General features: G+C 58.2%; 22 protein-coding genes. 17 read left to right on the forward strand and 5 right to left on the reverse strand.

The window, feature by feature from the left end; genetic code table 11:
• Window positions 1-5 precede the first annotated feature (5 nt).
• The 5 genes from mmsB to LMG28727_RS03455 all read left to right on the forward strand — a co-directional run bounded on the left by mmsB (window position 6) and on the right by LMG28727_RS03455 (window position 4584).
• The gene (gene mmsB, locus LMG28727_RS03435) at window positions 6-917 is read left to right on the forward strand and encodes a 3-hydroxyisobutyrate dehydrogenase (RefSeq protein WP_201640916.1); all 912 of its coding nucleotides are present in this window, start codon (window positions 6-8) and stop codon (window positions 915-917) included.
• A gap of 106 nt (window positions 918-1023) precedes the next feature.
• A complete protein-coding gene (locus LMG28727_RS03440) occupies window positions 1024-2172 on the forward strand; it encodes an enoyl-CoA hydratase/isomerase family protein (RefSeq protein ID WP_201640917.1) in 1149 nt (382 codons plus the stop codon).
• A 674-nt stretch (window positions 2173-2846) separates the two neighbouring features.
• Complete coding sequence (locus LMG28727_RS03445; RefSeq protein ID WP_201640918.1) at window positions 2847-3029, forward strand: CsbD family protein; 183 nt, start codon at window positions 2847-2849, stop codon at window positions 3027-3029.
• A gap of 77 nt (window positions 3030-3106) precedes the next feature.
• The gene (locus LMG28727_RS03450; protein WP_201640919.1) at window positions 3107-3349 is read left to right on the forward strand and encodes a CsbD family protein; all 243 of its coding nucleotides are present in this window, start codon (window positions 3107-3109) and stop codon (window positions 3347-3349) included.
• Between the two features lie 149 nt (window positions 3350-3498).
• A complete protein-coding gene (locus tag LMG28727_RS03455) occupies window positions 3499-4584 on the forward strand; it encodes an AI-2E family transporter (RefSeq protein WP_201640920.1) in 1086 nt (361 codons plus the stop codon).
• A 115-nt stretch (window positions 4585-4699) separates the two neighbouring features.
• Here the strand turns inward: LMG28727_RS03455 and LMG28727_RS03460 are convergent, their stop codons facing one another.
• The 3 genes from LMG28727_RS03460 to LMG28727_RS03470 form a co-directional block, all read right to left on the reverse strand.
• Window positions 4700-5953, reverse strand: a complete 1254-nt coding sequence (locus tag LMG28727_RS03460; RefSeq protein ID WP_201640921.1) for an MFS transporter — start codon at window positions 5951-5953, stop codon at window positions 4700-4702.
• A gap of 165 nt (window positions 5954-6118) precedes the next feature.
• Window positions 6119-6943: a siderophore-interacting protein gene (locus LMG28727_RS03465; protein ID WP_201640922.1), complete on the reverse strand. Its 825-nt coding sequence runs from the start codon at window positions 6941-6943 to the stop codon at window positions 6119-6121.
• Window positions 6944-7152: 209 nt separating this feature from the next.
• Complete coding sequence (locus tag LMG28727_RS03470; RefSeq protein WP_407945822.1) at window positions 7153-7932, reverse strand: PadR family transcriptional regulator; 780 nt, start codon at window positions 7930-7932, stop codon at window positions 7153-7155.
• Here LMG28727_RS03470 and LMG28727_RS03475 point away from each other — a divergent pair.
• From LMG28727_RS03475 to LMG28727_RS33970, 3 genes are all read left to right on the forward strand, one after another.
• Window positions 7921-8112: a hypothetical protein gene (locus tag LMG28727_RS03475; RefSeq protein WP_201641387.1), complete on the forward strand. Its 192-nt coding sequence runs from the start codon at window positions 7921-7923 to the stop codon at window positions 8110-8112. The genes LMG28727_RS03470 and LMG28727_RS03475 overlap by 12 nt on opposite strands.
• 572 nt (window positions 8113-8684) lie before the next feature.
• Complete coding sequence (locus tag LMG28727_RS03480; protein ID WP_201640923.1) at window positions 8685-9347, forward strand: hypothetical protein; 663 nt, start codon at window positions 8685-8687, stop codon at window positions 9345-9347.
• Window positions 9348-10427: 1080 nt separating this feature from the next.
• A complete protein-coding gene (locus tag LMG28727_RS33970) occupies window positions 10428-10730 on the forward strand; it encodes a hypothetical protein (RefSeq protein WP_236591583.1) in 303 nt (100 codons plus the stop codon).
• A gap of 278 nt (window positions 10731-11008) precedes the next feature.
• On the opposite strand, the gene LMG28727_RS03490 is transcribed toward LMG28727_RS33970, so the two are convergent.
• Complete coding sequence (locus LMG28727_RS03490; RefSeq protein WP_201640924.1) at window positions 11009-11950, reverse strand: hypothetical protein; 942 nt, start codon at window positions 11948-11950, stop codon at window positions 11009-11011.
• Window positions 11951-12162: 212 nt separating this feature from the next.
• On the opposite strand from LMG28727_RS03490, the gene LMG28727_RS03495 reads away from it, so the two are divergent.
• On the forward strand, window positions 12163-13008 hold the full coding sequence (locus LMG28727_RS03495; RefSeq protein WP_201640925.1) for a restriction endonuclease: 846 nt from the start codon (window positions 12163-12165) through the stop codon (window positions 13006-13008).
• Between the two features lie 132 nt (window positions 13009-13140).
• Here the strand turns inward: LMG28727_RS03495 and LMG28727_RS03500 are convergent, their stop codons facing one another.
• Window positions 13141-14100, reverse strand: coding sequence for a LysR family transcriptional regulator (locus LMG28727_RS03500; RefSeq protein ID WP_201640926.1), 960 nt, complete (start codon window positions 14098-14100; stop codon window positions 13141-13143).
• A gap of 353 nt (window positions 14101-14453) precedes the next feature.
• On the opposite strand from LMG28727_RS03500, the gene LMG28727_RS03505 reads away from it, so the two are divergent.
• From LMG28727_RS03505 to LMG28727_RS03540, 8 genes are all read left to right on the forward strand, one after another.
• Window positions 14454-15755, forward strand: coding sequence for an NAD(P)/FAD-dependent oxidoreductase (locus tag LMG28727_RS03505; RefSeq protein WP_201640927.1), 1302 nt, complete (start codon window positions 14454-14456; stop codon window positions 15753-15755).
• A gap of 260 nt (window positions 15756-16015) precedes the next feature.
• Window positions 16016-16882, forward strand: a complete 867-nt coding sequence (locus LMG28727_RS03510; protein ID WP_201640928.1) for an SDR family oxidoreductase — start codon at window positions 16016-16018, stop codon at window positions 16880-16882.
• A gap of 15 nt (window positions 16883-16897) precedes the next feature.
• Window positions 16898-17347: an MFS transporter gene (locus tag LMG28727_RS03515; RefSeq protein WP_201640929.1), complete on the forward strand. Its 450-nt coding sequence runs from the start codon at window positions 16898-16900 to the stop codon at window positions 17345-17347.
• Between the two features lie 95 nt (window positions 17348-17442).
• Window positions 17443-18036, forward strand: a complete 594-nt coding sequence (locus LMG28727_RS03520) for an MFS transporter (protein WP_201640930.1) — start codon at window positions 17443-17445, stop codon at window positions 18034-18036.
• A gap of 656 nt (window positions 18037-18692) precedes the next feature.
• Window positions 18693-20075 carry an MFS transporter gene (locus tag LMG28727_RS03525; RefSeq protein WP_201640931.1) on the forward strand — a complete coding sequence of 461 codons (1383 nt, stop codon included), beginning with the start codon at window positions 18693-18695 and terminating at the stop codon, window positions 20073-20075.
• 133 nt (window positions 20076-20208) lie between these two features.
• A complete protein-coding gene (locus LMG28727_RS03530) occupies window positions 20209-21228 on the forward strand; it encodes a zinc-dependent alcohol dehydrogenase family protein (protein ID WP_201640932.1) in 1020 nt (339 codons plus the stop codon).
• A 55-nt stretch (window positions 21229-21283) separates the two neighbouring features.
• A complete protein-coding gene (locus LMG28727_RS03535; RefSeq protein ID WP_201640933.1) occupies window positions 21284-22741 on the forward strand; it encodes an NAD-dependent succinate-semialdehyde dehydrogenase in 1458 nt (485 codons plus the stop codon).
• 360 nt (window positions 22742-23101) lie between these two features.
• Entirely contained in the window at window positions 23102-24484 is a 1383-nt protein-coding gene (locus LMG28727_RS03540; RefSeq protein WP_201640934.1) for an MmgE/PrpD family protein, read from the forward strand.
• Window positions 24485-24736: the final 252 nt, after the last annotated feature.

Genomic DNA, 24736 nt, shown 5'->3' on the forward strand with positions numbered 1-24736 from the left:
ACATCATGAAAATAGGCTTTATCGGACTCGGCAACATGGGTGCGCCGATGGTGCACAACCTGCTCAAGGCGGGACACGCGGTCAACGTATTCGACCTCAACGCGCAGGCGGTGCAGGCGCTGGTCGACGCGGGCGCAAAAGCGGGCGCCTCACCGAAGGCGGCGGTCGCGGGCGTGGAATACGTGATCACGATGTTGCCGGCGGCCGCTCATGTGCGCAGCGTGCTGACATCGGATGACGGCGTGTTCGCGGGCATCGGCAAAGGCGTGACGATCATCGATTCGAGCACCATCGATCCCGTCAGTGTGAAGGCATTCGCCGAACTCGCCACACAGCATGGCAACACCTTCGTCGACGCGCCGGTGTCGGGCGGCACGAGTGGCGCGGCGGCGGGCACGCTGACGTTCATGGTCGGCGGCAGTGCAAGCGCGTATGAACATGTCAAACCCGTGTTGTCGGCGATGGGCAAGAACATCGTCCATTGCGGTGATACCGGAACGGGACAGGTCGCAAAAATCTGCAATAACCTCGTGCTCGGTATCACGATGGCGGGTGTGTCCGAAGCGATGGCGCTCGGCGAAGCGCTCGGTATCGATATGAAAGTGCTGGGCGGCATCATCAATACATCGACGGGGCGTTGCTGGAGTTCGGACACCTATAACCCAATGCCTGGCGTCATCGAAACCGCGCCCTCCACGCGCGGGTACAGCGGCGGCTTTGGCACCGATCTGATGCTCAAAGACCTGGGACTGGCCACCGACGCCGCGAAATCCGCGCGTCAACCGGTTTATCTCGGTGCGCTCGCGCAGCAGCTTTATCAGACAATGAGCACAAAAGGCGCGGGACGTCTGGACTTTTCGGCGGTGATCAAGCTGTATCGTCAGGACGAAAAAAACCTCAAGGACGGCAGCGCGTGATATTCGAATTCGAAGACCTGTGCGACGTTTCAGGCAGACCGGACGCGCAGATCCGGCCGACCGCATACCGCAGTTGCACGACACTCACCCGCCAGGAGACCCGTTAATGAGCGCCGTGCAAAGCGCCGCACCTGACACCACCGTGGAGACGGAGCGCGACATTCTGTTTCGCGTCGTCAACCGTGTAGCCATCATCACGCTTAACCGGCCGGCGGCGCTCAATGCGCTATCGCACGCGATGGTGCGCGAGCTCGCCGTGCTGGTCGAGCATTGCCGCACTGACAGCGGCATCGTCGCGCTGGTGTTGAAAGGCGCGGGCGCCAAGGGCTTTTGCGCGGGTGGCGATGTGCGCGAAGTGCATCGCCTCGCGAAGAGCGGCGATCACCGGTGGCTCGCGTTCTTCGTCGACGAGTACCGGCTCGACTACGCGCTGCATACGTTTCCGAAGCCAGTCGTCGCGCTGCTCGACGGTATTACGATGGGCGGCGGCATGGGCCTGGGTCAGGCGGCGCGGCTGCGGATCGTCACGGAACGCAGCAGGATCGCGATGCCGGAGACGCGCATCGGCTTTCTACCGGACGTCGGCGCGACGCGTTTTCTGAGCGTCATGCAGGCGGAAGTCGAGTTGTATGTCGGACTGACCGGCGCGACGTTGTCCGGTGCCGATGCGTTGCGCCTGCAACTCGCCGACCTGTGCGTGCCTGCGGAATGGCTCGCCAGTTTTGAAACGCGATTGCAGCGGATGCCGCATGACGGCGATCTGATGGCCGCGTTGCGCGCAGTGTTCGAGCCACCGTGCAACATCATTCCACACGCAGCGCTAGGGTCGCTTACGCAGTCGATCGTGCGGCACTTCGACCGGCGTTCGAGCGTCGAACGGATCGTTGCGACATTGCGGCATGAACTGGAACGCGAGCCGCCGCGCGAAGTGAAGCAGTGGCTGCAAGCCACTTACGACGCGATGGTCAGCCATTCGCCTACCATGCTTTACGTCACGCGCGAGGCGTTGTTGCGCGGCCGCCAGATGACGCTCGCCGAGTGTTTCCGGATGGAACTGGGCATCGTCAAACGCGTGATCGAGGAGGGCGATTTTTGCGAAGGCGTGAGGGCCCAGTTGATCGATAAGGATCGGCGAAGCCGCTGGGCGCCTGCCACGCTTGCGCAAGTGCGGCCCGAACGCGTCAGATATTTTTTGACTTCGCCATGGAAGAGCGAAGCGCATCCGCTCGCTGGGTTGGGTGCGGAACAGGGATGAGGTAGCGCTTTCTCTTTGCGCCCGCCAGGTGGGGTTTGCGTCAGGCGGGCTGCCGGATTGCCTCAGGTGCGCGTGCAGGCCCGCGAACGTGCCTGCCTACCTCTAGGCCATCAGCGCCGCGCAATGCGGTGCGATCGAACATCGCTTTGACTCCTTCGTTGTATTTCTTGCCGACTGTGTGCGTGTTGCGCGCGCTATTTCGTCCGAAGATCGCGTGATAATTGCCGATTGGCGTCGTCGTCTTGCGTGATGCTTTAGCATGGCCGATGCATCTAATTGGGCAGTCCTCGCTGCCCACATAGCCGAAGCCGTGCGGCTAAAACAGAGGTGTTATCTCACACTTCAGGCGCATGCGTTCACATAAAGGGCTCACGTCTCGTCTTCATGTCTTGACGTCGATATCCGGCCAGGAACGAAGTGTGCTTAACCGAAAAGCTGACCGATTGTGGTTCGCGGAAAGCAAAACTATTCGCGGAGGCGGTACGGGCGATTTGCGGTTCGGATACATCGTGTAACGATGTGTCACCGCGACCGCGCAAGGACATTGACGCAAACAGGACAACGCGGGGCGATCAGCCTGTCGTCGAATGCCGGCGCGAAAGCGGCTATACGTCAGGAAACCGCAGCGTGCGTGGCGTCGCTTGTTTGTAACTCAACCGTTTTAGGAAACCGTCATGGACAAGAATCGTGTGGAAGGCGCAGCGAAACAGGTCAAAGGCTCCGTGAAGGAAGCGATGGGCAAGGTCACCGGCAACCGGACGACCCAGGCCGAAGGGGCGGCAGAAAAGCTGGCTGGCAAGATGCAGAGCAAGATTGGCGAAGCAGCGGACGCCGTGCGCGACCGCCTCAAAAGATAGGCAAACATAACGTGCTTGCAGACCACGCCGGCCCTGCGCTGGCGACTGCCTGATCATTCAGTTCAAGGAGAATAACGATGAATTCAAACCAGCTCGACGGAACCCTCAACGATGCAGCAGGCAAGGTGCAGGACGCCGTGGGTGGACTCACCGGCGATCTCGACTTGCAGGCCGAGGGCAAAGCCCGTCAGGTGGCGGGCAAGGCGCAGGCGAAATATGGCGACAGTGTCGAGCAGATCGCTGAAACGGCTCGCAACAATCCGCTCGGTGCGTTGGTGATCGCCGTCGGTGTCGGTTTTCTGCTAGGTAGACTGCTGTAAATCGTAGGCGCGCCGTGTTGCTGGTGCCATTGCAATACGCGGCACGAGTGACGCGGCGCTTGCATTTTTAGCCCCGCGGGTGCCTTATTTGTCCGATGTTCCCGGCGCGGTTCTGGCGTCGGATCTCATCGTCTATGCGAGGAAGGTTCATGCTGGGTTTCGATGTCTCCACGGCCAGAAAGGTCTGGACCGCGTTTTTGATCGCGCTGCTGTTCTTTGTCATCTATATCGCGTCATCCACGGTGCTGGTGGTGGTGTTCGCGGTGTTCTTCAGTTATCTGATCTACCCGATGGTTGAACTGGTCGATCGCGTACGGCCGCGCCGGGTACCGCGCGTTGCGTCGATCGCGTTCGTGTTCATCGTGGTGGTCGCCGTGATCGCCGTGGTCGGCTCGCTGTTCGGCGTGCAGTTGCAGGATCAGGCCACGCATCTGTTCGCGCAATTGCCCGCGCTGATGAAGTCCGATGTACAGAATCGCATTCCACTGCCACATTTTCTTGAGCCGCTGCGCGAACGGATCATCGATTTCGTCAACAGCCAGATCGAGACCGGTTCCGACAAGGCCGTGCCGATGGCGCGTAGCGTCGGCCTCGGCGTGGTCCATGCGGCCAGCAATCTGATCTACCTCGTGCTGATTCCGATTTTGAGCTTCCTGCTGATCAAGGAAGGTCCGCAGATGCGCGACTCGCTTCTCGATCTGCTGAACGATCGGCATCGCACGCTGTGGGCTGAGATCGTTACCGATCTGAATGTGCTGCTGTCGAAATACGTGCGGGCGTTGCTGTTTTTATCGCTTGCTACGCTGATTTGCTATGGCGTGGCGTTCTCGCTGCTCGGCGTGCCTTACGCGTTTTTGCTCGCGGTGAGCGCGGGCTTGCTGGAGTTCGTGCCGTTCGCCGGGCCGCTCGGCGCGGTCGCGATCACGCTGGTTGTCGCGGTGTTTAGCGGGTATCCGCACCTGCTATGGCTGGTGATTTTTATCGGGCTGTACCGGCTGTTTCAGGACTATGTGCTCAATCCGTATCTGATGAGCGAGGGCGTGGAGGTCAGTCCGTTTCTCGTCATTGTCGGATTGCTGGCGGGCGATCAGCTAGGCGGCGTCGCGGGGATTTTCCTGGCCGTGCCGGTGATTGCGATGCTGAAGATCGTGATTGGTCGAGCGAGGGTGTTTTATGCGGCTTCGCACGCGCAAGGCGAAGCCGCGCGCAAGGCGCTGACCGGGAAAACCGATTGATATCGCGAGCTTTCTTTTGAAGGGTGCGCAGCGGGTTGCGCGCCTTTCGAGGACAGTGGGCCGGTTCGCCGCGCTGGCCGTTTCGTCGTGATCACGCGAGCGTATTGCCACTCGCTCAGCCTTCTACCGCCTTGCCTTGCAATCCCGCCGTCGAGGGCGAGTCGCCTTGCGCGCCTCGCACGCGGGATACCCACAGCACGCCCACCATCGCGACGGCCACCGCGACCCATCCCACGGTGCCGTATCCGACGATCTGGCCGGTCGGCGAACTGCCCAGCACCAGGCCGCCGATCCACGCGCCGCAACCCGTGCCCAAAGCCTGCAACGCGCTGTTCGCGCTGAGAAAGGCGCCGCGCCGGGCGGGTTCGGGAACCGTGGTCAGCAGCGCCTGCATCGGCACCATCCGTCCGGACATCAGCACCATGAAGAACGGAAAGAACATGACGAGCCCATAGAACGGCAGATCCGGCAGATGCGTGACGAACAGTACCGGCAGGAACGACAGTACCGCGGCGATCCGGAACACGCGCCGCGTGCCGTACCGGTCGGCGAGTTTGCCGACCCGGCGCGCGGTGAAGAACGTCGCCGCGCCACCGGCCATATACAACCACGACAACTGCTGAGGCGCGACGCCATGATTGGCGACCAGCACCGGCGAAATGAACGGAATCACCAGCATGTGCGCGATCATCATCATGAATGTGAGCGCAAACGCGTTCAGATGACGCGGGTTGCTCAACAGTCGCCACAAGTCAGGCAACACCTCGCCGAGCGGCGGTTGACGACGCTTCAGATGCTCGGCCAGCGACGGCACCAGCTTCCACCCGCCCAGCCAGATCAGTAGCGACAGCGCGACCAGCAGGTAGAACGGCGCGGCCCAGTTGAAGTGCGCGCCAAGCATCACGCCGGCCGGCACGCCCGCGATCGCCGCGAGCGAGAAGGCGGTCATGATCGTGCCGGTGGCGGCACCGCGTCGCTGGACCGGAATCACGTCGCCGACAATCGCCATGATCACCGAGCCGAGTACACCGCCCGTGATGCCCGCGAAGGCTCGCGCGGCAAGCAGCAAATGGAAGCTATGCGCGAGCGCGCACGCGAGGTTCGACAGCGCGAACAGCGCGTAGACGCACAGCAGCAGCCGGCGCCGGTCGAAGCGGTCAATATAGGTGGCCGCAAACAGTCCCGACAGTCCCGAGCACCATGAATACGCGGATACCGCCGTCGCAAATGCGGCCGGTGTGATGCTGAACGCGTGCATGATCTGCGGGCCGAGCGGCATCATCACCATGAAGTCCATGATGATGGTGAACTGCGTCAGCGCGAGCAGCCACAGTAAGCGGCGCTCGTGCTTTGAGCTGATTGAATACATCGGTCGAACCTCGTTGTTGTTGTAGTTGTTTGCAGCGGTTTGTTCTTGCGACAGTCAGGCGATGAAGCACCGCCGCCGTGACTCGAGCAGACGGTGCCGGTTGCCGCGTTCAGTTGGACCGATGCGATCCCGGCGAGTCCAGCCAATCCGAACGTGCGCGAACGCTCAATCGTCGAGCGATTCGTGGACCGCTTCCGCGCCCTGTTTCCAGTAGCTCGACGCGCGAATCCGCGATTTCTCGACGCCACGTTCCGTGCACAGATGCTGACGCACCGCGCGGATCGTAGCGGATTCGCCTGCGGCCCACACGTAGCCTTCGCCATCCTTCGGCAAATACGTATCGCGGACCGCTCGCAACAGCGCTTCGCCGCGTGGACCGGCGCCGCTGCGGTAGCACCAGACCAGATGCAGTTCGGCCTGCGTGCTGAATTCGATCTGCGCTGACGGGTCGGCTACTTCGATCACCACGGCGACACGCTTGCCGGCCGGCATTTCTTCAAGGCGGCGAGCGATTGCCGGCAGCGCGGTATCGTCGCCGATCAGCAGGTGCCAGTCAAAGCCGGTCGGCACCACGAACGAGCCGCGCGGGCCGCCGACGCCCAGGTACTGGCCGACTTTCGCCTGCGCCGCCCAGCTTGCCGCGGGGCCGGCTTCATGCATCGCGAACTCGATGTCGAGCTCACGTGCTTCGCGGTCGTAGCGGCGCGGGGTGAAATCGCGCGCGGTGGGGCGCTGGCCTTCAGCGAAGATCGGGCCGTTGGGACCAGCTTCCGGCAGTGCCGGTTTGTCCGTGCCGGGTTCGGGGAAGAACACCTTGATGTGATCGTCGAACGACGCGGAGACGAAGTCGTGCAGATCGTCGCCGGTGAACGTGACGCGGATCAGATGCGGGGTCAATGCCCGGACCTGCTTGACCTGCAACAGACGGAATTTCAGCGGATGCCGCACGCGTTGCACGGTCAGATCGGCTTGATGGTCATTGCTCTGCATGAGGGTGTTGCTCCTGTTTCGGCCGGAGTCAGTGCACAGCGCCGACTCCGGTCTCATGAAAAATAGTTGCGGTGATGGGGCTTTACTTAGCTGCCGTTCGGAGTGCGCGGATTCGCGCATGACTCCGGTCCCACGAAAAACTTTCTACTGATGCCTGCGCGCGCTCTGTCCATTCGGCGCGGGCGCATCTGCAAGACGTCCCGCATCAGTCAGGCCGTAGGCTCGCCGCCGTGGTTGCTGGCGTCTTCGTCACCCGATGGGCTTTCGGCTTCGATTTCCCTCGCTGCCCGCAGCAGAATTTCGGCGATGCGGCGTTGTTCGGCGGCCGGCGCGCTATCACGGCGCAGCAGCGCGCGCTTCAGCGTGCGGCGTGCCTCGTTCAGTTCGGGAGCCCAGCCGCCTTCACTGATATCGGCGGGTTCTTCGCCTGCGAACGCGCGGCGTACCGAATCCATCTTGCGTGCGATATGCGTCAGCCGGGCAAGCATCAGTTCGACGCGCTCGCGGTTGGCGGCCAGATACTCGCGCCCCGCGTCTGCCAGTTCGTAGCGCTTGCGGTTGCCTTCGAGTTGCACGGTCACGTAGCCCAGCTCTTCCAGATAGGTGAGCGCGGGATAGACCATGCCCGGACTCGGGCTGTAGAAGCCGTTCGAGCGCGTTTCGAGCGCCTTGATCAGCTCGTAGCCGTGGCTGGGCTGGGCGTCGATCAGGGACATCAGCAGCAGTTGCAGATCGTCGGAGCTGAATTTGCGGCCGCGCGGAAAGCCGTCGCCATCGCCGCCGAAGCCACCGGGGCCACCGCCGAAGCGTCCGCCGCGTCCGCCGCCGTGCGGATCATGCTGACGTCCGCCTGCATGCCACATTCCGTGCGGAAAGCGGTCATCGCTACGGCGTTCGTCGCGTTGTCCGCGTGATTCTGACTGGAATTCGCGACGGATATCCCGCCCGAGGCCGTCCCGTTCGAACTCACGTCGACCATGACGATGCAATTCATGGCCGGCAAAGTCATGTGGTTCGGCCCGGCGCTGTTCTTCGCCGTAGAAGGCTTGTGGATTGCCATGTCCGCCGTGACGGCGTCCGAAGCCCGCGTCGCGGGCTTCGCTGCGGTGGGCTTGTTGACGGATAAGCGCATGCCAGAGAGCGTGGAGGGACCCGCGAGCTTCGCTTGAGGAGAAACTGTCGTCCGCGCTACGCGGACGGGGAAAACGATGGTGATGACGCATCTGGATACTCCCATGAGTGTCTTACGATGTATCTTAAGATATATATCTTAAGATGGTTTGTCAAATTACTTTTGCGGGATTTATGGGCGCACAACAAAGTCTGCGGGAAGCCACGAAGGGCGGTTCAGCGACAACAAAGTCTGCGGGAACGTGATTTTTGATTGTGCAACGCAAGATGTTTAACAGTGACAGATCAATCGATAGCCGGCGATTACCGCCCGAAGAAGTCGCGCTTCCACCGAGAGAATTGGTGTGAATACGAGTCGCATTGACTTTCCCGACGCTTCTCGATGGGGCGTCCAGAAACGCGCGCTGTCGAGGGGAGTTATTTCTGTCGGCCCAAAAAATCCTACGAATTAAGGATGTTTTTGAGCCACTGATTTCAAGCTCGACCGCGCTATACGAATAAGCAGTCAGTCGTCGAAGCAGTGACCACAACTAACGGCGCTCATGGCGGCAGATATGCAAAGAGGGCACGACACTCGTGCCTGGGACTAACAAACATGGTAGGTAAATCAATGAATGGCATCGAAATGTTCGACTTGAATCCCAATCTCATCGCCATGGGGCGGCTGGAGTTGCTCAAGTCGTTCGAATGCAGGCTCAAGCAATCAATCGGTCTGCGCGGCGACATGCCGGTGCTGACCTGCCCGGTTGCGGCAGTTGACGCAGATTGCTTTGAAATGAGGAACGGTGAAGCGAACTTCGGCTTCGGAACCATCCGGTTATCGTCTGGGCTAGTCCAGTCCATTCGCGTGCAAGTAAACGACATACAGATTTACTGGCTCGCGGACATGACTGACCCGGAGGTCTGGGCTGCAATCGATATGTGGCGGCAAGCCAAGCGCGCACCAATTCAGTTTGATGTGCGGGGCGAGCCGGGAGAAGCGGGGCACTCGTTGTTTATGAAAATGGGTGTGCCGCAAGGTACCTATCAAAACGAGCAATTTCGCAATGCGCCAATGCCGCCGGCTGAGCGCATCTGGAAGGAGATGGTCACACTAGCTGATAGCGGGATGCTCCAAAGTCAGGCGGAAACCGATATCGAGGGAATCCCTCTACGGCGAGTCTTCGTGAATGTGCTGTTCACGGAACGATTCAAGCCGTGCGTTGACGTCAGCAGTTTGACGGAGATGCCTGTGCGCGTAGAGCCGGTCTTCCGAAAGGTAATTTTTCACTGAGGCCGAGTCTCAACTTTCTCGATGCGCGGCCAGAGGTCGCGCATTTTTTGAGTTTCATTTGGTTTAGAGACGCGACCGATTGCCATCCGATTAACGCACCTTAGCCTCTCACAGTAAGCCCGTAGGTACACCTAGATAAACGGACTGCTCTACGGGGTAGCGACGCGCGCCGCTTGTCTCAGTTCAAGCGAAGTTACAATGCAAGAGAACGCCCATTTCATCACCTGCTTGTTGAGCGGAGCAACCCACGTTTCATACTCCTCGCTTGCCGCAAGCGGTCTTCAAACGACTAATCATGCAGCGCACCTCGCTGCCTTCATTGCGGAGCGCGCAAGGCGGACGGGCGGCCAACATGGAGCCGCTGATGTCATAGCGTTCGTCGACAGGCTCGCACGGGACGAAGGACCAGAGACAGCACGCAACCTGCTTGACCTGGCTGCCAGATTCGGGGACTTCGACATCGTTGACTATGAAGTCTACAAAGAGCTGCTAACGACATCGAGCTATGCGTCCGTATCGGCACCGCACTGATTGATGAACTAGCCGAACCGCGCTCGCTGCAATGGGACCCAAGCGCCGCGCGAACGAATTCCGTGCTGACACATCGGTAGGCGCCATGGGACGATCCATCGCGGGAACGACGACGGATGCCGCAGTGGCATTGGGCGGTCTTCGGCGCTAGCGATAACGCATGATCTGGGGTTCCTGCCTCGTCGGTGCTCATTGTGATAGCGTTGGCGAATCGAGCTTCAGCGACACTTGGCTTGGGCGAATCTTTATCACGGAGCAGAGACTGGCCAAAGACGTCGCCGTAGGACGCACCTTCAGCGTAGAGGTTGAGGCCGAGCATTACTATCCAGCGTTCTTTCTGGCAACCGAGGATCGACCGGAAGGATTTAGCGAAGGTCGTGCGGCGGCTGGATGGATTAACCGGCTGAAAAATCTGGCATTTCCTCACAGAGCCGAACGAGTCGCGTGGCGGTCTCACACCGCTTCAAGCACTTTCGCGCGGCGACGTGAAGCAGGTAACGCGCACTGCAGCGGCTGTCGTAGAACGCTCGCAGAAGCTTCAGAAAGGCAATGCGCCAGACACGCGGAAATCGTGAAGCTAATTTAGCAGATCTGGACCTTCGCTTGGACCATCCGGCGCTTTTGGTCGACCCGGCCATCAGTCTTGTGCTCAGCTTGTTCGTGGTGCGCATCAAGACGCAATATATAAACGAGGGCGTATTGTTTTGTTGGTCATCAAGCGCGGAGCACGAGAGTGAACGAGCGAGCGCAGCTGAGGAGGGAGAGATGTGCGCTGAAAACTACATCGACCTGAACATCGCTCTGAAGGCGATTCATAAGCTCGCCATGCGGGAGGGTGATCTTGGGTACTAGTACTGGTACCAGATCGACAGGCTCTTGAAGCGGGCAGCCGGCATGCAATCAGAGATAGATTCGCAACAGGGAGCTGGAACGGTGCCGCGCGATTCTCGATAAATCGAAGTGAACTGGACAGGAAGCCGAGTCGGTGATCAAGGCGCGAGGATCATCCTCTCAGTTTTCTGCGCGAGAGATTCGATCGCCAACTTGTTAGCGCTTTCCCGATCTGTCCCGAGCTGGGGACTCGTGTTTCTGCGTGCGCGGTGTGACGGTCGGACCGCGGCTTGTGCTGATTAACTTGATTGTTTCAGCCACTCCCTCCCGGCCGGGACCGCTATTGCTTGACCTGTTTTGAAAGGAGCCTCTGCTCGGCAACGCTCCGAGAACCGGACAAAATTCTTGTCAGCCGATATGATTCGGTCTGCTTCAACCAGATGAGTGGCTAGCCTCGAGTCTCCGGGCGTTCCATCGGTGACCTTGTGCCACGCTTGGAGGAACTCGAAGGCGCCGCGCAGCCATTGTCGCGGCACGGACGCTGCGTCGAGTTCGTGCAGCCAGAGCTGATTCATCGAAGCGCGTGATGAGAGCATCGCCCAGACGTCGATCTCATTGTCTAGCCATTCTCGTACAGGGCTCGCATAAACTTCAAGTTCCAACCGAAAGAAATTAAGGCTTGGAGTACGCCAGTAATCGACGTGTTCACCGTCCCACCCTGGAGTGTGTTCTGACGGCATGCCCGCGACAAGCTGCAGGTGAGTGTTGCCCATTGGCTTCTTGACGGTCGCTACCCGTTTCCGGATAGCGTATGACTCGTTCTTCGCAAGTTGCGCCTCGCGCTCACCACGAACGCTCTCGTCGGTAGTTTCGGGCTCTAGCCCTCTATGAGCACGATCCCAGAAACCGCCCAAACGTCGCACCCAGTCGTAACGTAACCGATTCACCTCGCCCATCTTCGGATTGAGGATCACCCACTCCGGACGGAGTCTGCAGATCTCAGCCTTTAGCTCCATGCATTCGCTGTAGATTTCCGGCATTAAGCGCTTCCAGTCGGATCGGGTGACAACCCGCAGCACCCGGCGGCGCGCAACAGCGTCAGGAATCTGCCTGACTTCGTCAACAATCGCCGGCGACACGATGACATCCACCCCAGAAGCACGAGCTGTACTTGCGAGATCATCGGCAGCCTGATGATCTGCGATGTAGCTCCAGATATTTGTGTCGAGGAAAACGCGCATGATTTACGTATGAGACTGTGCCGAGAGCCCGAAGTATTTCGCAACTGGCTCCGGTCCGGTTGTCGAACCGCGGACAACCTGCGCCGACTTGCCTGTAGGGACTTTTGTTTACGTGCGGATGAATCATACAACAGGGACGCCTTTGAATCGACCCGTCGACAAGTTCCCCAAACCAATTCAAAATTACAGAGTCGAACAACGGCATCCTCAACATGACAAAACGATCGATGGCTGGATTTATCGCGGTGCTAAAGGAGAGTGATTCGAGACCGAAGATCGGCGACGGGAGAGCTCTTGAAGAACACGTTCGAGACGTCTACCAGACACTTCTTGATCTTGAACTCGATAACACCGTAGTTGGGCGAGATGTAAGCTTGCGCGACTCACGAGGCAATGTGTATCAGATAGACGTTTACTACGAGTTTGAGATGGCGGGTATTCGTCATCGGGTGGCGATTGAGTGCAAAAATACAAGGCGCCCGGTGCAGCGAGACGATGTCCTTGCATTTGCGCTAAAGGTGCAGGATTGCCAAGGCGTGGTTGGTGTGATCGTCTCAGCTAACGGGTATCAAACTGGCGCATCTGATGCGGCCTCGCAACACGGGATCAAGATCTTGACGCTGGACGAGTTGCCTTCGATCGGTGCACTGATTGCGATGCGCTTGGATGACAATGTTATGCCGCGCCCCGAGTCCAAGGGCGAACCGTTTTGGACTTTCTACAGCGTCGAGACGAAGGAACCGTACTCGTTTGCTCAAAACGACGAGGTCTTCGGCGTTCTGTTTCTTTCGCGGGCGCATGCCGAAGAGTATCAAAAGAAATGCCGATTAGATTCGCGCTGGGTAGTGCGAGGATTGGAGATGCGGCATCTGGGCGCTTATATTCTTACATGTGATGCCGTACGCGGTCGTGTGCTCATCGTAAGGCCGGAAAGTGCCCGAGGCCTGCATTTGAAAGGGTTCGAGTTGTTGGAGATTGACCGCAATAAATTAATCGATGAATTCTATACCGGTAGGCCGCTTCCAACTACTCCCAACGTGATGCCGTCGAGGCGTTGATAGGCGACTTCCCGAGATTTTCGAGTGCTGCTTGGGGCAAGCTTACGGCGGCGGTCCGACGCCGAACGCAAGCGGTGTTGACCCGCATGAGTTAGAGATGGCGGACATGCTCCAACTTTTCCCCGCGCGAGGTTAATCGAAGCGTGCTTGTGGATGAGTATTCGTACGTGGTCCTTGATTCGTCATCGCAACGTCGTCGCGAACGTAATCCTCGGCAGCCGAGATGAGCCAACGCTCGAACGTCGATATTAGCGAAGAGTTTTGTTTCTGCTCCGGATAAACGAGGTAGTAACCCTTGTCGTTCGGCAAGCTCAAGTCACACGGTCTTACAAGTTCCCCGGACCTCAGTTCATGAGCGATGAGAAACCTTGGAATTAACGCAACACCAAGCCCCGCCTTGGCTGCCTCAACGAGCATCGAGAACAACTCGTATCGCTGTCCTTTCATACTGTCAACGTCGTGCACACCCGCTTGCGCGAGCCACTGGCGCCATGCATCCGGCCGGGCCGATTGATGAAGCAGGGTGAAATCGGCGACTTCGCGTGCAGACAAGTTTTCTGTTCCCGCCAGCAGCCGTGGACTGCACACCGCCGTAATCTCTTCTCCGAACAAGTATTTGGTTACCGACCCTGGCCAGATCGGATCGCCAAAATGGATAGCCGCATCGAACGGAGTGTCTTTAAAGAGAAACGGAGCCGCCCGCGTGGTCAAGTTGATGACGACGTTTTCGTGTTTCGTGTAGAACTCCGGTAGCCGGGCGATGAGCCACCGTGTAGCAAAGGTGGGTATCACAGCTAGCTCAATAATGCCTCCCGCACTGCGGTGCGCCATGGTCGCAAGCGTGTCGCGCTCGATCCGCTCAAGGTTTTCCCGAACCCTTTTCGCGTAGAGTTCACCCGCCTCTGTGAGACTTATTCGCCTCTTGAATCGATTGAACAGCGGGGTCCCAAGGTACTCCTCCAAAGCGGCGACCTGTCGACCGACCGCACTCTGCGTCAACGAAAGCTCCTCAGCGCTTCTGGTGAAGCTCAAATGCCGCGCCGCAGCCTCAAACGCAATGAGGGCGTCTGTACTCGGAATCTTGCGTCTCACACATCCTTCCCTATACGCACAACGTTGCGCGTTTATATCGTTTGCCCGACCTTAATGGCGTCGTGAAAATCACACATGCTCACTGACATAGATTTCGCGGTATCGCGCATTAAATCCTTTACTTCTCAATAAAGACATGAATCATTCATTCGATGAAGCCGAACACGCTCGGCAAGCTAACTCCCAGCCAAGGCGCTCGGCATCTGCGAGCGTCAGTGCACAGAAACGTATCTCTTCATATTCGAAGCTCCTGGAAGGACCTGTTTCCATCATTGCGGGCAATGTCCCGGAGCGGGCCGACGCGACTTCTGTTGCGATTTTAGGCTATAACTGACGGCCCATAGGGGGTTCCAATGCATCGCATCGTCATCGTAGGAGGGGGAGCTGGCGGGTTGGAACTCGCCACTCGGCTCGGAAATCGCCTTGGAAGGTCCAATCGAGTACATGTGACGCTTGTCGATAAAAGCGCCACGCATGTTTGGAAGCCGCTCCTGCATGAAGTTGCGGTCGGCAGCCTTGACACCAACGTTCATCAAATATCGTATGCAGCACACTCTCACTGGAATCATTTCACCTTCGTTCAGGGGGAATTGACGGCCCTCGACCGGCACACGAAGCAGTTGAAAATCGGTCCTGTTCTCGAAACAGACGGCATCGAAGTGCTGCCGGGCCGTAGCATTGAGTACGACACGTTGGTGCTCGCGCTAGGTAGCCGCACACACTTCTTCGGAGTGCCCGGGGCGGAGGAGCACGCGATTACCCTCGATAGCCTGCGGCAAGCAGAGCGGTTACGCAAGCGACTGCTCCATGCGTGCCTAAGAAAGACAGCGCACATCTGGGCCGGCGAAAGTGCAGTCGTTGACATTGCGATTATTGGCGCTGGCGCTACTGGTGTTGAACTGGCAGCGGAATTACGCCGGATGGAAAGCACCTTCAAACACTTCGGGATTCTCGCAAAAGGTCCGGGGGCAAGATTGCGGATCACCCTTCTCGAAGCAGGTCCGCGGGTTCTCCCAGCGCTTCCACTGCGAGTGTCGGCTTCGACCCATACCGTATTGGATAGCATGGGCGTCTCGGTCCTTGTCTCGAAAGCTGTCACTGGCGTACACGCAACAAAGATCGAGCTCGCCGACGGGCAGACGCTCCCGAGCGACGTCACTATCTGGGCGGCGGGCATTAAGGCGCCAGGCGTTTTGGGGGCACTTGATGGCATCGCTGTCAATCGTATCAACCAAGTGAGAGTGTCGAAGTCGCTCCAGAGCGAAACGGACGAAAACGTCTTCGCGCTCGGCGACTGTGCGAGCTGCGTATGGACGGCGGAGAACATGGTCCCGCCAAGAGCCCAGGCGGCACATCAGCAAGCTACGTTCTTGGTCAAGGCATTGTGTGCTCGGATCGACGGACGACCGCTCGGCATATTTCAATACAAAGACCATGGTTCTCTTGTTTCACTGGGGTCATCGACAGCCGTTGGGAGCGTAGCTGGACCGTCCCGTGGAGGAAAGGTTTTTGTGAAAGGCTACGTCGCGGAAATTATCTACGCTGCGCTCTATCGAAAGCATTTGATGGCTGTCTCGGGTCTGCGTAGGGCTGCATTTGCCATTGCAGCGCATATGCTCGGTCGCTTGTTATCTCCTCGAGTCAAGCTTCATTGACGATCCCGCACTTGAAAGCGAGGAGCCTGCATCCTTTGTATTGCGATGACAGTGTCAGTTGCGCCGCTTACAGTCCAGTCGTATTTTGTGTCGTATTGGTAAGCTAAGCTGAAGTCTTCGCTCTCCGGCAGTTCATTGTTGAACGCTGCTCATAGGTCCAATAAACAGACACTGGTAAAACAACCGCTCTATCTCCCTTACTATGTTTGCGCGTCTTTGCGTTCGGCCTGGACGTTAGCGATAGATATAGGAGCGGTGTCATGGTTGACGGGATCGAAGGGGAAGTGATCGTAATCGCCGGCGCAAGCAGCGGAGTGGGCGCCGCCGCCGCTCGCCACCTTGCCGAGGGGGGAGCTAGGCTCTTTCTCGGTGCCCGACGTACCGAGTGGATCAATACCTTGGCGCGAGAACTATCGGATGAGACACCAGGCTTGGCCGTTGCAGTCCCGACTGATGTGACCGATGCAGTCCAAGTTCGCCATCTAGTCGACGAAGCGGTTTCAGCATTCGGCCGTGTCGACGGCATCTTGAATAACGCCGGCGTGATGCCGCTGTCTCCCTTGGACCGCTACAAGGTCGAAGAATGGGACGGAACGATCGATGTCAACATCAAAGGTGTGCTCTATGGGATCGCTGCGGCTCTTCCGCATATGCAGGCGCAGAAAAGTGGCCACATCATCAATGTTGCATCAGTCGCTGGACACACGTGGTTTCCGACAGGCACCGTTACTGCGGCACGAAGTGGGCCGTTTGGGGCAATTTCGGAGGGGGGCCGCCAAGAAGTAAAGCCGTACGACATTCGCACTACCATCAGTTGGCCTAGAGCAGTGGCGACGGAACTGCTCGAATCGATAAGCGAGGCGGACGTATTGGAGGCAACCCGGAAAGCCACCTCCATAGCGATCCCCGCCGACTCGTTCGCGCGAATGGTCGCATTTGCAATTAGCCAGCCGGACGATGTCGACGTGAATGAAATCCTGTTCCGGCCGACGCGTCAGCAGGGCTGGGCACGCGCGCGTGTCCAGTTTCTCGTGTTCAGGAAGGACAGGGCAGCCACTAATAGGAGCTTAAAAGTAGTGCAGTATGCCGCAGTTCCAAAAGCCGTCATTGCGCGACGGCCGAATTGAGGCGCAACCTACTCGATGTCAGCTATCGTCGCCGGTCTAATCGTATGTGAACTGCTCTCGATAAGTCTTCTCACTCCTATCGCAAAGAACCTTCACGTCACCGAAGGGATAGCGGGGCAGGCGGTTTCCGCAGCGGCTCTGATGAGCGCGATGGTCGCTTGCATCCTGTCCGGACCACTGTGCCGGCGATTCGATCGCCGACTGGTCTTTCGTGCGTTCGGCGTCTTCCTCGTCCTAACGTGCTTGCTAGCTTCCTTCGCAACGAAATATGAGATGTTCCTCGCCGCGCGGTTCGCCTTGGGCTTAGGCCTTGGCGGATTCTGGTCGATGGCAGCGTCAGTGGCGATGCGGCTGGTTCCTCCAGCCTCTGTTCCGAAGGCTCTCGCCTTCATGTATGGCGGCACGTCGGTCGCGATGCTAATCGCCGGCCCGCTTGGTAGCTATCTGGGTGTCTCCATGGGGTGAAGAGGCGTGTTCTCTCTGGCGCTTATAGCCTGTGTCGCCAGTTCGTCTGGATGTGGCGCGCGGTTCCCGCAATTCCACCGAGCGCGTCGGCGCGATTGAGCACGACCTTTGCACTCCTGCTGCTATCGCAGGTCCGACTCGGTATTCTCGCGACTGTGCTGTTCTTTTGTGGTCACTTCGCGTTCTTCACTTGCTGCCGGCCATACCTCGAGAAAGTGGAGCATTCCGATGCCGCAGAGGCGTCGTTAAGTCTGCTTGGCTTTGGACTTGCCAACATAGCCGGCACCTTCCTATCGGCGTCCATGCTGCGGCGGAATATGAAGCGCTCGCTGGGGGGCGTGCCGCTGGTCATGGCGTTGCTTCCCCTAGGAATGGCAATCTATGGCACCTACACGCTTGTTTCCGCGACCTCGATGTTAGGTTGGAGATTGCTGTTTGGCTTTGTGCCAGTCGCTTGGACCACCTGGCTGACGTGGGGCGTTCCTGACCAGATCGAGAGCGCCGGAGGCTTGCAGATCGCATGTACGCAACTCGCGATCACTTCGGGTTCGGGCGTCGGCGGCATTCTTTTCGACGTCGGCGGAATCAAGGAAGTTTTGATTGGAAGTGGAATCGTTTTTGTCGCTATCGGCGCTGGTGGTTTTGCTCGGTTTGAAGACGACGACCACAGCCACAGCCACAGCCATTAGGTCTGTCCAGCACGAATCCTCTCGTTAACCCGATGAAATTTTCGGCCCTCGCTTTCCTTCTGTTAAGGGACGAGCATCCGCTGGGACGAGCGGGCTGGAGAATAAACAATAAACTCGTCGACACCGGGTTTTTACCGATTTGAAAGCAGAGTTTTCTGACTTAGTGCAGAGGCGGTTAGCTTAGCTTACCCAAAAGACAAGAATAATCAACTGTACGCAGTGCGGGCGACGGCGCAAACTGGCCTTACAAGATGCCCACCATTAGTCGAATAACCACGGAGACGACCCGCCACAAATCCGCACATCCAATCGTCACAGGCACCCACGCCACGCACGGTTTCCCGCATGTTGAATGCAAAACCGAGCGATCTAATTGACCGCGTGTCGGCAACGGTAATCCGGCATTGGACGGCATCGGACGTGGACTGGGTGCCCATTGCGCGATTTGTTTCGGGCGCAGCCAGTCGCATACTCCGCGAGGATTCCGTGATTTGTTCATTTCCGGTCCGCATCGCTAGCTGCACGGAGTTCGGCTGCGGCCCAGCATGTTTTCTTGATGTTATGAGAAATCTTGCGCAGAGAGCGAACACCGCCTGTACGGTGCCGTGAAGCCGCCACGGTAAGTAGATAGTTGAAGCCATTAATAGGGGACTTTAATGAGTAATAGAGTAAATGCCGGTGCGCGACTTGATCGCTTACCTATCGGACCATTCCATACGCGAGTTCTGTGGTTGGTCGGTTTGGGTATGTTCTTCGATTCGTTCGACAATACTCTATCGAGCTCAGTGCTCGCCGCGATGCTAAAGAGCGGCTGGTCGACGTTGCAGTTGAATTCGATCTTCATGTCGTCCACCTTTGTGGGGCTAACCATCGGCGCTGCACTCGCCGGATTGCTGAGCGACAAGTTCGGGCGTCGCTTCGCGTATCAATTTAATCTTGCGATTTTCGGCGGGATGGCTCTTGTGTCTGCCCTGGCGCCCTCTATGCCCTGGCTCATCGCGGCTCGGTTCATTATGGGGATCGGGATGGGAGCAGAGTATGTGATGGGATATGGCCTCATCATTGAATTCGTCCCGCCGTCCCATCGTGGCCGCTATTTGGGCAAGCTCGCGCTGATCGGGGGTTCCGGAGTTTTTGTTACCGCCGTCGTCGCAACGCTCGTCATTCCGTGGATCGGTTGGCGTCCAATGTTCGTGATTGGCGGTATCGGGACCCTTTGGGTCTGGTGGATGCGCCGTCATCTGCCTGAGTCGCCACGGTGGTTGGAGCGCGTCGGGCGCCATGCTGAGGCGGAACAGATCATGCAGGCGATCGAGAGAGATGCAGGCGTCTCTACGCCGCTGCCGTCTTCCTCCGGAGTGCCTGTAAGAGAGCCGCACTGGGTACCGCTCTCAACTCTCTTCTCTCGGCCGGTTATTCGCCGCACCCTGCTTGCGATCGTGATCAATGTTGTCTGTCTGTTCGGATCGTATAGCCTTACCGGTTGGATGCCTACATTCTTTGTTAAGCAGGGCATGAGCGTTACGCATTCGCTCGGCTTTACTGCAGCAATGATGGGTGGCTGGGTCGCAGGACCCCTGTTCCTCTCATATATTTCGGACAGGATCGGACGACGTACCGCGATCATGTCGTTTGCGGCGGTATGCGCGTGTTTGGGATCCATATACCCGTTCCTTACGTCCGCGACAGAGATTATCTTTTGCGGCTTCCTGCTTGTGTCTTCGGTTGCAATTTTCTTGACACTCGGATTGGGGATGACCCCCGAAATGTTTCCGACGGAATACAGATTCCGCGGGGGCGGCGTGGCGCAGATGTTCGGGCGGCTCGGTCTGATCGGTTCGCCTTTCATCGTGCTCGAGTTGTTTAATCGCTTCGGGATCACCGGTGTCGTCTTTGCCATCTCTGGCGCATATATTTTTATCGCGATTTTGATCATGGCGGCTGGCATCGAGACCAACCAGCAATCCCTCGAAGCATTGGAACCCGAGGAGGTGCCGGATACGGATCGTGTGCTCGCGTCGACTGCGACTCGACGCTGACTTTCGGCCGGACCTGAAAGGTGGATGATTGCAGGCGGTCAGCGTGCCAAAGAATGGCCCTCGCAAGAACCTACCGAGAGGTATCGCGTGGGCCGTCTGCGATTGATGGATTAACACAGAAGAGGAAATTGGGATGCGCGGTATTGTCTTTCGCGGTGACTGTACTCTCGAACTTGCTACGTTTCCGGATCCGACTCCTGGCGTCGGAGAAGTTGTCCTGGAAATCAAGGCTTCTGGAATGTGCGGAAGCGATCTGCATTGGTACCGTCGACCAGCGGGCGAGGTTCCCGCCTTCATCGCCGGCCACGAACCGTGCGGTGTGGTCGTCGCGGTGGGGCCCGGCGCGGTCGGACCGCATGCGCGCCTTGGTGCGCGCGTGATGGTGCACCACTACAAGGGTTGCATGGGATGTCCAGACTGCCGTTCCGGTTGGCCACAGATGTGCAGAACAGCGCCGATTGTTGTCTACAGCGCAGATGCTCACGGCGCTCACGCTCCGTACATGAAGGTTTCTGCAGACACCTTGGTACCTTTGGACGAGCGGCTCAGCTTTGAAGCCGGAGCTGCCATCTCGTGCGGAACAGGTACAGCGTGGGGGGCCTTCGAACGCGTCGGTTTGACGGGACGAGACACTGTCGCGGTCTTTGGTCAAGGACCCGTAGGCCTCTCTGCAACGATGCTTGCAAAAGCGCAGGGCGCGCGCGTCATTGCACTCGACATCGATGAAAGTCGTCGCAAAACTGCCAAAGAGTTTGGGGCTGATGCGGTAATCAATCCGCTCGATGGATCAGTTCCTGAGGCAATTGGGGAGCTCACTGGTGGGAAAGGGGTGAGCATTTCGTTGGAGACCTCTGGCGCTGCTGCCGCAAACCGGGATGCCCTTGACTCAGTGAGCCCATGGGGCACCGTTTGTCTGGTGGGGATCGGCTCGGAATTCAACTTTTCGCTGGCAAAGTACCTGCGCACGCAGGTTCGCATCTTGACCTCCTGGACGATGTCGGTCCAAGCGCAGCGTGCTTGTGCCGACTTCGTTGTAGACCGGGGACTGAACCTAGATGCGTTGTTCACTGATCGGTGGCGTCTTGAGCAGGCGGAAGAAGCTTATCAAGCCTTCAATCGTCAAAGCGGCGGTAAGGGCGTGTTCTTGATGTAGTAGCGACGATCAAACCTTTAGGTCGCTCCACAGGAATATGGACACAAGGAATCAGATGAGCATTACCAGAGAAAAAGCGGCCGAGCGATATCCCAGGCTGGGCCAGCTCATCGCAGGTGAGATGAAATATGACGGCGGGTGGTCGACCATAGACGTCATCGATCCCACGACCGGCTCAGTTCTTGGTGCCGTGTCGATGGCGACAGAGGCCGACGTAGATGAGGCCCTTGCGGCGGCGAGCAAGGGATTCGATATCTGGCGAAACACATCGGCCTTTGAGCGCAGCAAGCTTATGCGTAAGGTTGCCGAGCGTATGCGGGAGAGCGCGGAAGCCCTCGCTGAGCTTTTGGTGCTGGAGCTAGGCAAGCCGTGGAATGAGGCGCTTGGTGAAGTGGAAGTTGCCGCCGGTATGTGGGAGTGGGCAGCCGAGGAGGGCAAGCGGGCGTACGGTCGCGTCATCCCGTCCAGGGAGTCAAACGCCCGCCAGATGGTACTCGTTGAGCCGGTGGGTCCTGTCGCCGCGTTTGTCACCTGGAATGGCCCGCTGGTCACACCGTCGCGCAAAATGTCAGGTGCTCTCGGCGCGGGTTGCTCGATCGTTCTTCGCGCATCTGAGGAAGTACCCGCGTGCGCTTTTGCGTTGGGTCAGATTGTCTACGAATGCGGTTTGCCTGCTGGGGCCCTATCGGTTCTGACGGGGGATCCGGTGATGATGTCGAGGAACCTGCTCGAGAGTCCCATCACCCGCGCCGTGACATTCACCGGTTCGACCAACGTAGGCAAGCAACTGTCGCAACTCGCGGTGTCTCATATGAAGAGACCCATTATGGAATTGGGCGGTCATGCGCCGGTATTGGTGTTTGACGGCATCAACATACAGGATTTCGCCAAACGAGCTGTCGCCGCCAAGTTTGCCAACTGTGGACAGGTCTGCTTCGCGCCGACCAGATTCTACGTGCAACGTTCGATATACCCCGACATCGTAGATGCCATGACTGAGGAGGCAAAACGGATCGTCGTTGGTTGTGGGTTTGACCCGAAGACGCAGATGGGGCCGCTTAAAAGTGAGCGCCGTCTTCAGGCGATTGAGCGACTCGTCGACGACGCGCGACAGCGCGGACTTCGCGTCACAACGGGAGGCAGAAGTCTTGATCGTCCCGGGTTTTTCTTTGAGCCAACGGTCGTCGCGGACGTGACTACGGAGCCGAAACTTTCGAATGAAGAACCTTTCGGTCCAATAGCCGCGCTCACTCCGTTTGATACGTACGAGGAAGCAATTGCTCTGGCGAACCGCCTCCCGTACGGTCTGAGCGCCTTCGTGCACGCTCGCGACTTCGAGACGCTTCATCGAGCGACCAACGACGTTGAGGCGGGCAACGTCATCTGTAATGGATGGCGAGTCACATATCCGGAAACGCCCTTCGGTGGTCACAAGGAAAGCGGAATGCTCTCCGAAGGCGGAATTGAAGGCCTCAGAGCTTTTCAGAATGTGAAATACGCTGTTTTGTCTTGACGCCACCGCGCTCTTAGTCTCGGATCTCGGGTCTGCACGGCTAGCTGGAGATGAAGGGATTGAGTGGCTGCGGCCTGAGGTCGACATGCGCCGGGCGGGTCGGCGGCCACGACTCGGCGGCGTGCGATTTAAAAGGGCGGTGCTTACCGAATCTCCGAAGACTTTGCGTTCGCTTTTCGAGGCGTTGAAACCTCGATGCCGTTAGCGCAGCTTACCAGGCTGTCGACGAAAACGAACTGTACTAAAAAGGAGTGCACGCGCAGAATTAATGGGACGATTAAGCGCAGCCGGAAGAACATCGGCGCGGACTTCAATCGAAAGCACACGTTGCAGCACAGTATTCTGAGCAAAAATCTCTTCATGAACGACGACCTGGACATCTGCCATCACTTCGCTAAGTTTGTAGCCGAAACGCGCTACGAGGACTTGCCCGCAGACGCAATCGAAGCCGCAAAGAAGACGATTCTCGACACATTGGGCGTGACACTGGCCGCGAGTGGTATGGAACCGGCGGTCCGGGCGCTGGTGGAGTTGCTGCAGCAGGGCGGTGGCAGCGCCGAGAGCACTGTCCTCGGTTTTGGGGGGAAGCTTCCAGCAATCTCTGCGGCCTTTGCGAACGGCTCAATGGCTCACTGTTTGGACTTCGATGACCAGACGCCGTGGGGCGCACACGCAGCGAGCTCGATTGTCCCGTCCGTCTTTGCGATTGCCGAGCGCATGGGCGGTGTGTCGGGGCGCAGGCTCATCACGGCCGTCGCCATCGGTCAGGATCTGTTTGCACGAGTGCGTTGCAATGTTGGCTGGAACCAGAATTGGAACCTGTCGTCAATGGTCGGTGCGTTCTCCGCGACAGCATCTGCAGCTTATATGCTCGGTCTTTCGGCGGAACAGACCGCCCACGCTCTTGGGATCGCCAGCCAGCAATCGTGCGGAACGATGGAGGTCATATTTGCCACTGGCAGTGATCTACGCGGGATGTACGCTGGCTTTACAGCGAAAGGCGCCGTGATTGCGGCTCTGCTCGCGCAAAAGGGTATCACCGGCATCAACACTCTGTTCGAAGGAAAGGCCGGAATCTTCAACGTTTATTTCGGCGGAAAGTACGATCGGCAAAAGATGCTAGAAGGGTTGGGTGAGCAGTTCTTGGGCAGCACCACGTTGTATAAGGCTTGGCCTGCAGTCGGAAATTCACATACCTATATTCACGCGACGATCGAGTTGATGAAGGAGAAGGCGATCGCGGCGAAGGATATTGAGACGATCCGGACCTTCGTCGGCGATTTCACATACACCATGTGTACGCCGCTGGGCGTGCGGCGCGCACCAGCCACGCTCGTCGATGCGAAGATGAGCCTGCCGTTCATCGTCGGTATCGCGGCGAGCAAGGGAAAGATGGGCATCGCGGACTTCAGCGAAGCGGCATTGAAGGATCCGGACGTGCTAGCCATGGCGGCGAAGGTCGTGCCAGTACAGGACCCGAACCAAAACTGGACGTTCAAGCTTCCCGACGGTCGAATCGAGATTGTGACCCGCGATGGTCAGGTCTTTGAACGGATTGGGGACAGCATTCCTGGCAGCCCAGAAGCGCCGCTCACTTGGGAGCAACTCTCAGACAAGTTTTCGAGTTGTGCCTCCGTTGCAGCCGTACCTTTCCGTGATTCCGCAATCAAGAACGCTCAGGATCTGATCCATCAGCTGGAGCATGTCGCTGACGCTACGGACATCATTCGAGCATTAGCGTAGGACGATTCTGTGCTGCCGGGCAGGGGGAACTAGCTCGCCAGTCCGCAAAAGCGAAGGTGGCAGAGAAGTGGTGAAGTGCTATGTGACGCGTTCTCGAGTGGACCTCGGCTAGCTCCGGCATTGCCAGTCTCGGAACACGAAATCGAAAAGCAGATTCCCGAATGCAAATAGGAGAACTAATTTCGGTTCTCCCTTGAGTTTCTTTCATTAAGCGCCGGCAGGCGTGCATTAATCATCACGCGACCTGCCCGT

It is taken from the genome of Paraburkholderia metrosideri (assembly GCF_904848625.1).
Taxonomy (GTDB): Bacteria; Pseudomonadota; Gammaproteobacteria; order Burkholderiales; family Burkholderiaceae; genus Paraburkholderia; species Paraburkholderia metrosideri.

Coding starts and splice junctions, on each gene's coding strand:
- mmsB (WP_201640916.1), top strand. CDS start 6: ATGAAAATAGGCTTTATCGGACTCGGCAACATGGGTGCGCCGATGGTG.
- LMG28727_RS03440 (WP_201640917.1), top strand. CDS start 1,024: ATGAGCGCCGTGCAAAGCGCCGCACCTGACACCACCGTGGAGACGGAG.
- LMG28727_RS03445 (WP_201640918.1), top strand. CDS start 2,847: ATGGACAAGAATCGTGTGGAAGGCGCAGCGAAACAGGTCAAAGGCTCC.
- LMG28727_RS03450 (WP_201640919.1), top strand. CDS start 3,107: ATGAATTCAAACCAGCTCGACGGAACCCTCAACGATGCAGCAGGCAAG.
- LMG28727_RS03455 (WP_201640920.1), top strand. CDS start 3,499: ATGCTGGGTTTCGATGTCTCCACGGCCAGAAAGGTCTGGACCGCGTTT.
- LMG28727_RS03460 (WP_201640921.1), bottom strand. CDS start 5,953: ATGTATTCAATCAGCTCAAAGCACGAGCGCCGCTTACTGTGGCTGCTC.
- LMG28727_RS03465 (WP_201640922.1), bottom strand. CDS start 6,943: ATGCAGAGCAATGACCATCAAGCCGATCTGACCGTGCAACGCGTGCGG.
- LMG28727_RS03475 (WP_201641387.1), top strand. CDS start 7,921: ATGACGATGCAATTCATGGCCGGCAAAGTCATGTGGTTCGGCCCGGCG.
- LMG28727_RS03480 (WP_201640923.1), top strand. CDS start 8,685: ATGAATGGCATCGAAATGTTCGACTTGAATCCCAATCTCATCGCCATG.
- LMG28727_RS33970 (WP_236591583.1), top strand. CDS start 10,428: ATGCGCCAGACACGCGGAAATCGTGAAGCTAATTTAGCAGATCTGGAC.
- LMG28727_RS03490 (WP_201640924.1), bottom strand. CDS start 11,950: ATGCGCGTTTTCCTCGACACAAATATCTGGAGCTACATCGCAGATCAT.
- LMG28727_RS03495 (WP_201640925.1), top strand. CDS start 12,163: ATGACAAAACGATCGATGGCTGGATTTATCGCGGTGCTAAAGGAGAGT.
- LMG28727_RS03505 (WP_201640927.1), top strand. CDS start 14,454: ATGCATCGCATCGTCATCGTAGGAGGGGGAGCTGGCGGGTTGGAACTC.
- LMG28727_RS03510 (WP_201640928.1), top strand. CDS start 16,016: ATGGTTGACGGGATCGAAGGGGAAGTGATCGTAATCGCCGGCGCAAGC.
- LMG28727_RS03515 (WP_201640929.1), top strand. CDS start 16,898: ATGTCAGCTATCGTCGCCGGTCTAATCGTATGTGAACTGCTCTCGATA.
- LMG28727_RS03525 (WP_201640931.1), top strand. CDS start 18,693: ATGAGTAATAGAGTAAATGCCGGTGCGCGACTTGATCGCTTACCTATC.
- LMG28727_RS03530 (WP_201640932.1), top strand. CDS start 20,209: ATGCGCGGTATTGTCTTTCGCGGTGACTGTACTCTCGAACTTGCTACG.
- LMG28727_RS03535 (WP_201640933.1), top strand. CDS start 21,284: ATGAGCATTACCAGAGAAAAAGCGGCCGAGCGATATCCCAGGCTGGGC.
- LMG28727_RS03540 (WP_201640934.1), top strand. CDS start 23,102: ATGAACGACGACCTGGACATCTGCCATCACTTCGCTAAGTTTGTAGCC.